This window comes from Lampropedia cohaerens (assembly GCF_001005215.1).
GTDB classification, from domain to species: Bacteria; Pseudomonadota; Gammaproteobacteria; order Burkholderiales; family Burkholderiaceae_C; genus Lampropedia; species Lampropedia cohaerens.
In genome coordinates this window covers 217,999-230,784 of sequence record NZ_LBNQ01000033.1, presented here as the reverse complement: position 1 = coordinate 230,784, position 12,786 = coordinate 217,999, and the positions used below count along the sequence as shown (strand labels likewise).

The window sequence follows — 12,786 nt, the reverse complement described above, 5'->3', positions numbered from 1 at the left end:
ATGAGTGCATGCACGACAGCGCCTGCCTCCCAAGCGCAGACCGCCTTTACGGTGCTGATTCCCGCGCGCATGGCATCCACGCGCCTGCCCGACAAACCTCTGGCTAACATCGGCGGGTTGCCCATGGTGGTACGGGTGGCGCGCCAGGCAAGCGCCAGCCGGGCACAGCAGGTAATTGTCGCCACGGACGACGCACGTATTGCACAAGTCTGTGATCAGCACGGCGTAGCCTGCATCATGACCGCTAGCGGCCATCGCAGCGGCAGCGACAGGCTTGCCGAAGCAGCCGCCGCAGTGGCACTGGATGATGATCACCTCGTCGTGAATGTGCAGGGTGACGAGCCGTGGATTCCGCCGGCCCTGATCGATGCCGTGGCCGACGTGCTGGCCGCACATCCCGAAGCGGTGATGGGCACCGCCGCCCACCCCATCGCCTCGCCGGAAGACTTTCACAATCCCAACGTGGTCAAGGTTGTGCTGCGCGCCGGTGCATTGGCGCAGTATTTCAGCCGTGCGCCCATTCCGTTTCCCCGCGATGCCGCACCCGACTCCGGCTGGCCGCCGCCTCAGGCGTGCGCCGGTGCCACGCCGTTGCGGCACATCGGCATCTACAGCTACCGTGCGCGTTTTTTGCGCACCTTCCCCGCGCTGCAGGCCGCGCCGACCGAACAGATGGAATCGCTGGAACAACTGCGCGTGCTCTGGCACGGTCACCAGATTGCCGTGCATGTCACCGAGCAGGCGCCGCCTCCCGGCGTGGATACGCCCGACGACCTCGCCAGGGCCCGCGCCTGGGTACATGACCACGCGTGACGCCGTCTCATCCCCGCTGCAGCCGACATGATTGCAGAAAGTGCGCGAAAGCGGCATAATAGACGGTTGCCAGCTACTTTCGCATAAGTTGCGCTTTGTCATTTCCGATCAACGGCAGTGGCTGCTTGCTGGCAATTCGAGCATCTATCTATCTCACTTGGGTTTGAAGCCATGGCAGCAAGGCGACGCAAGTCGCACTTTGTGCCACTGGATGAGAAACGCCCCGGGCAAGGCCAGCCGCATTCGGTTGGCAAGCAGCCAGCTGGTTGGATGGACGGTGTGGTTTTCCATCCAACCGCATAACGCAGGATTTTCATCGCCCTTGCGTGCGGTTTCTCGTTGTTTTCAAACCATGACTGATCAAAACTCTTCTGCGTCCACCCTTCTGGCTGAGGACGCCATGCAGGCTGAAGCCATCACGGCGACGGCTATTGCCTCCAACCCCTTTGCGCAGATGGGCCTAGCACCCTCGCTGGTGCAGGCGGTGCTGGACCTTGGCTACACCACGCCCACCGAAGTTCAGAGTCGCGCCATTCCGTTGACACTGCACGCCGCCGGTCCACAGGACCAGGGTGCGGCCGCTTCGCAGGCCTTTTGCGACCTGATGGTCTCCAGCCAGACCGGCAGCGGCAAGACAGCGGCATTTCTACTGCCTGTGCTGCACACCCTGATTGCAGCCCATGAGGCAGACAAGGCCGCCGCGCGCGCTGCGTTCGAGCAGGAAGCCGCCCAGGCCGCCGAACAGGGCCTGCCCGCGCCGAAAAAGCCCAAGCGCAAGAATCCCCTCAATCGCCGTTTCGAGGCTGCCGCGCCTGGCGCCCTGATCCTGTGTCCCACGCGCGAGCTGGCCCTGCAGGTCTCGCGCGATGCCATCGATCTGATGCGGCACTGCCGCGGCGTGCGCATCGGCACGGTCATTGGCGGCTTGCCTTACCCGAAACAGATTGCGCAGCTGCAAAATGCTGCACTGGTCGTGGCCACGCCCGGCCGTCTGCTGGATCTGCAGCGCAGCGGTCAGATCATTCTGGACAAGGTGCAGTTTCTGGTCGTCGACGAAGCCGATCGCATGCTCGACCTGGGCTTCAGCGAGGATCTGGAAGCCATCCATCAGATGACGCAGCAGCGCCAGCACACGATGATGTTCAGCGCCACGTTTGCGCCCCGCATCCAGCAGCTGGGCATGCGCATCATGCACGACGGGGGCAAGCACGCGCAGCGTATCGAGGTCGCCAGCGCGCAGCAGCGCCACGCCAACATCACGCAGAAACTGTTCTGGGCCGATGACCCCAAGCATAAGCGCGAGCTGCTTGATACCTGGCTGCGTGACCCGTCCATTGACCAGGCCATTGTCTTTGCCAGCACACAGATCGAGTGCGATTCGCTTGCACAGGATCTGCAACAGGAAGGTTTTGACGCAGTCGCCCTGCACGGGGCGCTCAATCAGGGACTGCGCAACCGGCGCCTGGCAGCGCTGCGTGCCGGACGTGTGCAGGTTCTGGTAGCCACGGACGTGGCGGCGCGCGGCATCGATGTGCCGACGATCACCCACGTGTTCAACTACGGCCTGCCCATGAAGTCGGAGGACTACACCCACCGCATTGGCCGTACCGGTCGCGCAGGTCGCAATGGCCTGGCAATCAGCTTTGCTGAGTTCCGTGATCGCCGCCGCATCCACGATATCGAACAGTTCACCAATCAGCCCTTTGAAGTGGCCACGCTGCCCGGCCTGGAACCGCGCCAGCGCTTTACGCCCTGGCGCTCGGCACCAGGCGGCCGGCCCTCTGGCAACCGCAATGGCGGCCCGGGACGCAGCCGTTACAGCAACGATGGCGCGCCGCGCCATCCTGGACCATCGCGTACCGCTTCTAGTGGCCCAGAACGCGGTGCCCGCGGTGATTACCGTGGCCCCCGCGATGCACAGACCACAGGCGTAGCGCCATCACGCCGCCCTGCTGGCGACTGGAACCAGTCGGCCAACTCGCGTGGAGGGCGTGATGATCGCCCCTATCGTGACGGCAACGGCGCAGGCGCGCCACGTCGCAGCGGTGGTCGAGACGAAGCACCGCGCCGCAGCAGCAGCGCTGGCGCTCGCCGCACCACGGCGAAACCGCAGCACTGGAATTGACGATCTGTTGGCTGGCTCTTGGGGGCCGCCATTACAGGAGCGTGCCGCGCAGGCGGCGCAAAGTTTCCTGGTGCAGGCGTTTGGCGCAAACACCCCGAGCGCTTGGCTTGCGCTTCTGCCGCAGCAATAAGAACCCGGTTACGTCATACCGTACGTGTAGGTGATCACTGCAGCTCGCAAGGTTACATCGAACACGACTTTTTGCAGTCTGCCGCAGGCAGACTGCAATACTCCACACGCCCATTGAAGGCACTCGGGTGCATTGAACGCACGTGACCGGAAGGTTGCAATCCGCCACCTCCGACTAGCTGCAACGCGCACCATCCCGCGATGAAGCGGTGATAACTGGCGGCTATGGTTGCCACTGCTTGGCAAAAACCTCCGGCGCGGGCCGTTGGGCCGGGACCGCTTGCTTCTGAACAGCAGTACCCAAGTTGAGCAGGCCGAGCATGTGGTCAGTGGGCGCAAATCCCATGACCTCTTTGAGCAATTGCCCTAGTAGGCCGGGCGTGCTGGACCAGAAGCCGTGAAATCCCAGCAGGCAGGCAGCATTGAGCATGTTCATTGCCGCCGCACCGCAACTGAGCAATTGCTCGAACTCCGGCACCTTGGGATGCTCCTGCACGCGCGCGGCCAGCACCAGCACCAGCGGCGCGGTGGTCAACTTGGCAGTGTATTTACCGTGCAGCGCAAGCGCCTCCTGCGACTGCGCCAGGGGATGCGCCAGCACCCGCTGCAGCAAGGCGTGGCGCGCATCGTCACGCACGTATTGGGCGCGCCATGGCGTCAGCTGGCCATGATCGGGCGCGCAGGCGGCGGCCTGGAGAATCTGCCGCAGTGCTGCGTCATCAGGAGCGGGCGCACCCAGCGGCCAGGCAGAGCGGCGCGCCAGCAAGGCACGCACGACATGCGCGGAGGAAGTGACGGCTTCAAGGACAGATTCGGACAAGATGCGTGCTCCCAAGCTCGCAAGCAGAAAAGCCGCATCGCGCGCACTTCCAGCCTGCTAGTGGCAAAGATGATCGGAAAAACGGTGCAGATTGTTGTCGAAATGAAAAGACAGGTCCGCTGCAAGGACTTGTACGAATCTTTTTTGTCGCGGCGGACATAGAAAAAGGCCGATGCATTCACATGCATCGGCCTTTTTAACAACCATCTCTGGCGGAGCGGACGGGGCTCGAACCCGCGACCCCCGGCGTGACAGGCCGGTATTCTAACCAACTGAACTACCGCTCCCGGTAGCGCAGCTTCACTGGCATTTGACAACCAGCCAAGCGCTACGAACTTGGCGACCCTACGGGGATTCGAACCCCGGTACCCACCGTGAAAGGGTGGTGTCCTAGGCCTCTAGACGATAGGGTCACAGCCTTGGAACATTGCCCAGGAAAAGCCTGAGCCGTGTAATTTGGTGGAGGTAAGCGGGATCGAACCGCTGACCTCTTGCATGCCATGCAAGCGCTCTCCCAGCTGAGCTATACCCCCAAATTTTCACTTCACTGGCATCGAAACCGCCTCATCTCTCAAGCAATTTCGTCATCAGCGAAGCCTCGCATTGTATATCGAATTTCAGGCTGTTTTGAGAAGTTGCACAACTTTTTTCTGTCCCAGTAGTGCGAACACCGCGTCCACCGAGGGCGTGTGCGCAACGCCCATGGTCAGCACCCGCGCCGGCATCGCAAGCTGCGGCATTTTAAGGCCTTGTGCCTTGAGCACCTGCTTGAAAGCCTGCGAAATTTCCGGCGCCGTCCATGCTGGCAATGCCTCAAGCGCATCTGCCAGCGCATGCAAGGCGGGGCGAATTTCCGGCGTCACGTGCTTGGCATAGTCCTCCTGATTGATTGCGGGCGCCGGCGCATAAAAAGGCAGGGCCCAGTCCGCCAGCACTTCCAGCGTGTCGCAACGGTCCTTGAACAGCGCCGCAATGTCGGCCAGGCGCCCGTCCTGCAGCGCGGCCGCGTCAATGCCACGCGCCTGCAGCCGGGGTGCCACCAGCTCGGCGAGCTTCTGATCATCGGTCATCTTGATGTGCTGGGCGTTGACCCAGCGCAGCTTGGCCTCGTCAAAGCGCGCGGCGCTGCTGCCAAGATGATCGAGGTCGAACCACTGCAGAAACTGCTCGCGGGTGAAGATCTCGTCGTCGCCATGGCTCCAGCCCAGCCGCGCCAGATAGTTGATCATGGCATCGGCCAGATAGCCCTCGTCACGGTACTGCGTGACGGCCTTGGCACCGTGGCGCTTGCTGAGCTTTTCGCCCTGTTCGTTGAGCACGGTGGGCAGATGTGCGAACACCGGCGGCTGGTGCCCCAGGGCCTCGAAGATGTGAATCTGCCGGGGCGTGTTGTTGACGTGGTCGTCGCCACGAATGACGTGGGTGATGCCCATGTCGATGTCATCGACGACCACGCAGAAGTTGTAGGTCGGCGTGCCATCGGGGCGCGCGATGACCAGGTCGTCAAGCTCCTCATTGCGTACCTCGACGCGGCCCTTGACCTTGTCCTCCCAGACCACGGAGCCGGTCTGCGGCGTCTTGAAGCGCAGCACCGGCTGCACCCCTTCGGGAATGGACGGCAGGGTCTTGCCGGGCTCGGGCCGCCACGTGCCGTCGTAGCGGGGTTTCTGCTTGGCTGCCATCTGGCGCTCGCGCAGCGCGTCCAGCTCCTGCACGCTCATGTAACAGGGATAGACCAGCCCCTTGTCCTTGAGCGTCTGCAGCACCTGCTTGTAACGATCCATGCGCTGCATCTGGTAGTACGGGCCTTCATCGGGCGTCATGCCCAGCCACTGCATCGACTCGAGAATCACGTCTACCGCTGCCTGGGTGGAGCGCTCCAGATCGGTGTCCTCGATGCGCAGAATGAAATCGCCGCCGTTGGCGCGCGCAAACGCCCAGGGATACAGCGCCGAGCGGATGTTGCCCAGATGGATGAAGCCGGTTGGCGATGGGGCAAACCGGGTGCGGACCTTGCCTTGGATAGGCGTGGAAGCAGTGGAAACAGTCATGAGAGAAATACAGCTATGGCATCCAGATCACTGCCTGCAGCAGCGCTCCGGATGCCGGTCAATGAATCATCAGGTCTGGCTGGCCGCGCCATGCACGACCTTGATGCCAATGGTGCCGAGCAACATGCCGGTGGCCTTGTCCAGGTAATAAATGCTGCGATCGAACCAGGCGCGCACCGCGCCTCGCGTGAGCAGCAGGACAATGGCCGCCTCCCAGAGAAAAACTACTGCGGTCATCCAGATGACTAGCAGCATTTTGAAGGCCAATCCGACGTCCGCCGTCAACACCAGCGAGAAAAGGCTGAGGTAGAACAACAAATTCTTTGGATTGAGAATGCCTGAAGCAAACCCGGCTGCGAACTCGTGCCAGAACGCCCGGCGGCAATCGGCGGGATCAGCCGCATCCAAGGCGCCTTCGCCGGCACGCGCAAGCAGCGCCGCGTAATCGCTTTTGCGTGCCCGCAGTGCGCACAGGCCCAGCCATATCAGAAACAGTCCACCGGCGATGCGCACAAGCATCAGCAAACCGGCCGACTGGCTGAGCAACGTCGCCACGCCGGCCAGACAAAGACCGATGTAGACAGCATTGGCCGCGGCAATTCCGGCCGCAACACCGATGGCCACACGGGCAGAATGGCGCACCGCGCTCTTGACGATCATGACGAAATCCGGTCCAGGACTAAGCAGGGCCAGAAAATGCGCCAGGGCCACCGCGGCGAAAATGGCGAGCATCTCCATGCGCCTATGGGCTCGGCGGAGACTGCACCGGCAGCGTCATCAACCCACCAAGCAAGTCGTTCTGGATGTCAAGCGGATACTCCAGTCCCACCGATATGCGCACCAGCCCCTGACCGACACCAGCGGCCTGGCGCTGGGCTTCGCTCAGACGCCCGTGCGACGTGGTGGCAGGGTGCGAAATCGTCGTCTTGGTATCGCCAAGATTGGTGGTCTTGCTGATTACACGGCACTGGTCGATGACGTGAAATGCATTGGCGCGCAACGTCTCGGGGCTGTCACCGCGCACATCGAATGCCAGCACCGCGCCTCCCGAACCGTTCTGCTGGCGCATCGCCAGTGCATGCTGCGGATGGCTGGCGAGGCCTGGATAGTACACGCGCGCAACCTGCGGCTGCTGCTCCAGCCATTGCGCAAGCGCCAGCGCGTTGCGGCTTTGCTCACGCATGCGGATGAACAAGGTTTCCATGCCCTTGAGCACCACCCAGGCATTGAATGGAGAAAGATTGAAGCCGGCGCTGCGAATGAACGCGCCCAGCTTCTCCTCGACGATAGCCCGCGGGCCACAGACGGCGCCAGCCAGCACCCTGCCCTGGCCTTCGAGGAACTTGGTGCCGGAATGCACCACCAAGTCCGCACCCAGCGCCGCCGCACGCTGCAGCGCCGGCGTCAGGAATGAGTTGTCGACGGCCAGCAGAGCCCCGGCATCGTGCGCCAGCTGCGCCAGTGCAGCGATGTCGCAGACGTCGGTCAGCGGATTGGTCGGCGTCTCGGCAAAAAACAGCTTGGTGCTGCCCGGGCGGATGGCCTGCTTCCACTCCTGCAGGTCGGTCTGCGCAACAAAGGTCGTCTCCACGCCAAAGCGCGCCAGCTCGGTGCCCAGCAACTTGATGGTCGAACCAAACAGCGAACGCGAGGCAACCACGTGATCGCCCGATCGAAGCAGGCCGAATGCCATCAGTGAAATCGCCGCCATACCGGTGGCCGTACCGATGGCGCATTCGGTGCCCTCCAGCCCGGCCAGCCGCTGCTCGAAGCTGGTCACGGTCGGATTGGCTGTGCGTGAGTAGGTGTAGCCTGCCTCCTCGTTGGCAAAGCGCCGCGCAGCCGATGCGGCGTCAGGCTGCACATAGCTGCTGGTCAGGTACAGGGCTTCGGAATGCTCGCCATACTGGCTGCGGGGAATGGCCTGACGGACTGCAAGCGTCTGCGGATGCAGGCCATCTGGCAAGAGTGAATCGGTCACCGTAGAGGTTCCTGTGGCAAAAGAAGCAAAGCGTTAGTTTAGAACCTGCCCGCATCGCGCGCAGGAATTGCAGCAGCATTGCATCGCGCGGGCAACCATCAGGCGGCCTTGCTGCTGCGAGCACGCAACAGCGTTGCCGCCAAGCCGCAGCCAATAATGATCGCCATCCCGACCCAGCCCCAGAACGGAATGGTGTCATCGAAGATCAATAGGCCATAACCGGAAGCGAACACGATCCCGGAGTATTGCAAGCTGGCCACCACCAGCGTATTGCGCGGGCTGGCGGCGGTGGAGTAGGCATGCGTCATGCACAGTTGGCCAAGCGTGGCAAACAGGCCCATTGGCAGCAGCCACAACGCAGCCGGTGTCCACAAGCTGTGCATGCCGGTGAAACACATGGCGATGCCTCCGGCGAGCGCGCCACCCACGGCAAAGTAAAACACCACCCGCGTCTCGGGCTCGCCTGCGCGCGCCAGTACCACGACCTGCATGTAAGCCAGCGCCGCAAACATGCCGGAGATCAACCCCACCGTGGCCGCAAAGCTCTGCTCTGCAGCAAAGCTGGGGCGCAGCATGAGCACAACACCCACGAATCCCAGCAAAATGGTCAGCAGCAGTGGGCCATGCAGCGGCGGGCGCGGTGTCTGCGGCGAGGGGCGCCAATGCAGCAGGCCACTGGCGATGACGAAAATCCCGATCCAAATGCTGCTCATGTAATTGAGCGTCATCGCAGAAGGCAACGGCAGATGGCCAATTGAATAGAACCACGCTCCCAGGGACATCACGCCTACCAGACTGCGCCAGGCGTGCATCCCCGGATGGCGCGTAGCCAGGCTGATGCGCTGGCGCCTGGCCAGCAGGGCCAGCAGCACGATGCCGATCAATCCACGGTAGAAGACCTGCTCGGCGGCGGAAAAATCCGCCGAGGCCAGTTTCACGCAGGCACCCATGGATGCGAACAAGAACGCACCCAGCACCATCCATAAAGCGTGCATATGTATCCTGAGTCTGACGACGCGCGCTGCGTGCGCCACGTGCAGTCGATTTTGAAGAAGCTGCCCCAAGTCCCGGCGTGCATGGCCGCTTGCTGCGACCCCGGCACTGGCACTGGCACATCGGGTGAAAACGCCCTGCAAACGGGTTTTAATCAAACAGGTTCTAATTCTAGGCTCGGCCCACCATTGCAGCAGGCACTGATGGACCTGCCAGCGTGCCTTTCTTCTTCATGCCTCACGACATCCAACATTACATGCGCCCCGGCATCCTGCAGTTGCAGGAATTGCCGCCGCTTTCGCTCTACATCCATCTGCCGTGGTGCATCCGCAAATGCCCGTATTGCGATTTCAACTCCCACGGCATGGCGGCGCCACAGCAGGCGCAGGAACAGACGCAGATGCAGCGCTACCTGGAGGCGCTGCAGGCGGATCTGGACGCGGCATTGCCGCTGATCTGGGGCCGCAGCGTCATCAGCATCTTCATCGGCGGTGGCACGCCCAGCCTTTTTTCCGCCGCGCAGATCGATCAGCTTCTGGCCGCCGTACGCGCGCGCCTGCGGCTGGTGCCCGGCTGCGAGATCACGCTGGAGGCCAATCCCGGCACCTTCGAGACCGACCGTTTCGCCGCCTACCGCGCCGCTGGCGTGACGCGCCTATCGGTCGGCGTACAGAGCTTCAATGACGCCCATCTGCAGCAGCTCGGGCGCGTGCACAACCGCCGGCAGGCGCTGGCAGCGCTGCAGGAAGCGCACGATGCGTTCGAGACTTTCAACCTCGACCTGATGTATGCGCTGCCCGGCCAGGACATGGCCATGCTGCAGGAAGATATCCGTACCGCCCTGGCAATGCAGCCACCGCACCTGTCGATCTACCATCTGACCATTGAGCCCAACACCTTCTTTGCCAAGCACCGCCCTGCGCACCTGCCCGACGACGATCTGGCCTACAACATGCTGGACGCCCTCACCGATGCCACCGCGCAAGCGGGCCTGCAGCGCTACGAGGTCTCCGCTTACGCCAGGGCCGGCCATCGCTGCGTGCACAACCTCAATTACTGGCAGTTCGGCGACTACCTGGGCATCGGCGCCGGCGCGCACAGCAAGCTCAGCTTTGCGCACCGCATCGTGCGGCAGGTGCGCCTGCGCGATCCACAGCGCTACATCGACGGCGCACTGCAGGGCGCAGCCATCGCCCAGGAGCAGGAAGTCGCCCGCAAGGACTTGCCGTTCGAGTTCATGCTCAACGCCCTGCGCCTGCGTGAAGGCTTCAGGCTGGACGATTTCTCCGCACGCACCGGCCTGCCCCTGTCAAGCATCGAGGCACCCCTGCAGCAGGGAATCGAACGCGGCCTGTTGGAGCAGCCGGAACCCGGCCACATCCGCCCCACGGCAAGAGGCTTTGACTTTCTCAGCGACCTGCAGGAGATGTTCATTCCATAAGAACCTGTTGGCGATCTTTCTCATGCGCCGCGGTGCCTTACCAGACCATGCGATGCAACACACAAACCGCAGTCGGGCTAGTGCCCGACGAAAATTTGCCAGGCTGCAGCGCGCCGCTGCCGACTCAGCCACAAGGGCAGGCTGGCTGAAACGCATACAACGATCGTGAACAGATTCTCAGCATTCAACACGTGCTGCGGCGCGCATCAAGGCTGGCGCAAGCCTTCCTGCGGCGTGGGGTAACGCCAGCGCAGGCGCAGCTCCGCCTTGATGCGGCGGTTGTCCAGTCGCCGCGATTCATTGAGAAAGCTCATGCGTAACGGGCTGAATTGCTGCTCGGCCCGCACGCGGGAAATCCGCGGCGGCCGAGGCAGCGCCAGCAGATCCGCTGCCAGATCGAAGTAATCCCCCATCTTCAGCACCGCATCGTCGCAGACGTTGAAAACACGCATGGGGCTGGCACGCCAGAGCGCCAGCCAGCACGCACGCGCCAGATCCTCGGCGTGGATGCGATTGGTGTAGACGTCGTCTGCGGCGGCCAGCACTGGTTCGCCCCGGCGCAGCCGTTCAGCCGGCGAGCCGCCGACGCGATCGAGCGCATAGATGCCAGGCGCGCGCAGCACAGATACTGCCGTGCCGCGCCGCGCAAGGCCGCGCAGCACCTGCTCCGCATCCACCCGGCGGCGCGCCCGCTGATTGTGCGGCGCCACGGGCCGCGTCTCCGCCACCCAGGCGCCTGCGGCATCGCCATACACCCCGGTGGTGGACACGTAGGCGAGTGCGCGCGGCACCTGCCGGCCAAGCCGCAGCGCCCGTACCAGGGCTCGGCTGCGCAGATCCTGCACGCCACTGCGCTGCGGCGGCGCCAGATGCACCACCCGCGTCGCCAGCCCGGCCAGCCGGCGCAGGCTGCGAAAATCGTCCAGATCGCCCAACAACGGCACCGCCCCCGCCTGGCGCAATGGCACCATCCTGGATGGAGTGGAGGTCAGCACCCGCCAGCCGCGTGTGGGCTGCTGGCGCAGCAGGCGCAAGCCGACATCGCCACAGCCGATCACCAGCAGGCGCTCGCGCCGAAATCGCGCAGGCAGTGCACCTTTGTGCTGCTTCGCATGGCGCGCGTCTCGTCGGTGTGCCCAGATGCTTGCGCGCATATGGCTTAAAGGCACAATGCAGCCCTTTCCAATAAAAAGCGTTCTCCCGCCTGGCGGGCACAGCCCGCGCTGCGGCCGCATTCTGCGACAAAACCGACACTGCCTGCATTTTTGTCACCGCCACGATGACCACTGTCACTGTATCTTCCAGCCATACCGTTACTGTCCTGCCCAGCGCGCGCAGCTTCACCACGCAGCGCGGCGAAACCATTCTGGGCGCGGCCATCCGCGAAGGCGTGGGGCTGCCCTACGGCTGCAAGGATGGTGCCTGCGGCTCCTGCAAATGCCAGCTGCTGGCGGGTGAAGTCGACATGCTGCCCTATGCGAGCAAGGCATTGAGCGATACAGAGCGTGCAAGCGGCCTCATCCTGACCTGCCGGGCCAAACCGCTGGCCCCGGTGACGCTGGAATCGCGTCAGGTTACCAGCGCCGACGCCTACCCCATCCGCAAGATGCCCGTGCGCGTACGCGCACTGGAGCGCCTCACCGACGACGTGATGCGCGTGGAAATGCAGCTGCCTGCACTTGAGGTGTTTCAGTACCACGCCGGGCAATACGTCGAGTTTCTACTCAAGGAGAGAGTGCGCCGCGCCTACTCCATCGCGCTGCCACCGCACGAGCAGGCCAGGGCACCACGCCTTGAGCTGCACATTCGGCACTTTCCGGGAGGATTGTTCACCGATCACGTCTTCCAAAGCATGAAGGTCAGGGACATTCTTCGTATCGAGGGGCCGTTCGGCAGTTTCTATCTGCGCGAGGACTCCGACCGCCCCATCGTGCTGCTGGCCTCGGGCACCGGCTTTGCGCCCATCAAGGCGATGCTGGAGCACATGGCGCACAAGAAAATCGCACGCCCGGTGCATGTCTATTGGGGTGGCCGCAGACCGCGCGATCTCTACCTGGATGGCTGGGTACGCGAGATCGCCACCCGCATGCCCGACCTGCATTACATCCCTGTCATCTCGCACGCGCTGCCCGAGGACCACTGGCAGGGGCGCGGCGGGTTCGTGCATCGCGCAGTCATGGAAGATTTCAGCGATTTGTCACAGCACGAGGTCTATGCCTGCGGCGCGCCCGTCATGGTGGAAAGTGCCCGGCACGCCTTCACCGCAGAACGCGGCCTGCCCCCGGAATGCTTCTATGCGGATGCCTTCACAACTGCCGCCGATCTCGCAACCCACCCTTGATCAGGGCGCGCGTGTTGTAGGCAAATCGCGCATAACCAACTGATCCAGCACACAGTCGACGTCCTATCGTTGCTAGGTGACAACACTGCTTA

The 12,786-nt window shown here is 63.2% G+C and carries 10 protein-coding genes and 3 tRNA genes; 4 read left to right on the top strand and 9 right to left on the bottom strand.

The window, feature by feature from the left end; translation table 11 throughout:
- Both kdsB and AAV94_RS11505 read left to right on the top strand, forming a co-directional pair.
- A complete protein-coding gene (kdsB, locus tag AAV94_RS11510; RefSeq protein ID WP_046742368.1) occupies positions 1–813 on the top strand; it encodes a 3-deoxy-manno-octulosonate cytidylyltransferase in 813 nt (270 codons plus the stop codon).
- A gap of 352 nt (positions 814–1,165) precedes the next feature.
- Positions 1,166–2,938, top strand: a complete 1,773-nt coding sequence (locus AAV94_RS11505) for a DEAD/DEAH box helicase (protein WP_052755024.1) — start codon at positions 1,166–1,168, stop codon at positions 2,936–2,938.
- 352 nt (positions 2,939–3,290) lie between these two features.
- Here AAV94_RS11505 and AAV94_RS11500 read toward each other — a convergent pair whose 3' ends face one another.
- The 8 genes from AAV94_RS11500 to AAV94_RS11465 all read right to left on the bottom strand — a co-directional run bounded on the left by AAV94_RS11500 (position 3,291) and on the right by AAV94_RS11465 (position 8,914).
- Complete coding sequence (locus tag AAV94_RS11500; RefSeq protein WP_046742402.1) at positions 3,291–3,887, bottom strand: nitroreductase family protein; 597 nt, start codon at positions 3,885–3,887, stop codon at positions 3,291–3,293.
- Between the two features lie 210 nt (positions 3,888–4,097).
- Positions 4,098–4,174, bottom strand: a tRNA-Asp gene (locus AAV94_RS11495).
- 50 nt (positions 4,175–4,224) lie between these two features.
- Positions 4,225–4,300 (bottom strand) — tRNA-Glu (locus AAV94_RS11490).
- 44 nt (positions 4,301–4,344) lie between these two features.
- Positions 4,345–4,420, bottom strand: a tRNA-Ala gene (locus AAV94_RS11485).
- 84 nt (positions 4,421–4,504) lie between these two features.
- Positions 4,505–5,938 carry a glutamate--tRNA ligase gene (gene gltX / locus AAV94_RS11480; protein ID WP_046742367.1) on the bottom strand — a complete coding sequence of 478 codons (1,434 nt, stop codon included), beginning with the start codon at positions 5,936–5,938 and terminating at the stop codon, positions 4,505–4,507.
- Positions 5,939–6,007: 69 nt separating this feature from the next.
- Positions 6,008–6,670, bottom strand: coding sequence for a LysE family transporter (locus AAV94_RS11475; RefSeq protein ID WP_197408066.1), 663 nt, complete (start codon positions 6,668–6,670; stop codon positions 6,008–6,010).
- Between the two features lie 10 nt (positions 6,671–6,680).
- Entirely contained in the window at positions 6,681–7,919 is a 1,239-nt protein-coding gene (locus AAV94_RS11470) for an O-succinylhomoserine sulfhydrylase (RefSeq protein WP_046742365.1), read from the bottom strand.
- 98 nt (positions 7,920–8,017) lie between these two features.
- Complete coding sequence (locus AAV94_RS11465) at positions 8,018–8,914, bottom strand: DMT family transporter (protein ID WP_046742364.1); 897 nt, start codon at positions 8,912–8,914, stop codon at positions 8,018–8,020.
- A gap of 230 nt (positions 8,915–9,144) precedes the next feature.
- Here AAV94_RS11465 and hemW point away from each other — a divergent pair, with 230 nt between their 5' ends.
- Complete coding sequence (gene hemW, locus AAV94_RS11460; protein WP_046742401.1) at positions 9,145–10,353, top strand: radical SAM family heme chaperone HemW; 1,209 nt, start codon at positions 9,145–9,147, stop codon at positions 10,351–10,353.
- Between the two features lie 206 nt (positions 10,354–10,559).
- On the opposite strand, the gene AAV94_RS11455 is transcribed toward hemW, so the two are convergent.
- A complete protein-coding gene (locus tag AAV94_RS11455) occupies positions 10,560–11,507 on the bottom strand; it encodes an NAD-dependent epimerase/dehydratase family protein (protein ID WP_046742363.1) in 948 nt (315 codons plus the stop codon).
- Positions 11,508–11,632: 125 nt separating this feature from the next.
- Between AAV94_RS11455 and AAV94_RS11450 the strand changes: the two genes are divergently transcribed.
- Entirely contained in the window at positions 11,633–12,694 is a 1,062-nt protein-coding gene (locus AAV94_RS11450; RefSeq protein WP_046742362.1) for a CDP-6-deoxy-delta-3,4-glucoseen reductase, read from the top strand.
- Positions 12,695–12,786 lie beyond the last annotated feature (92 nt).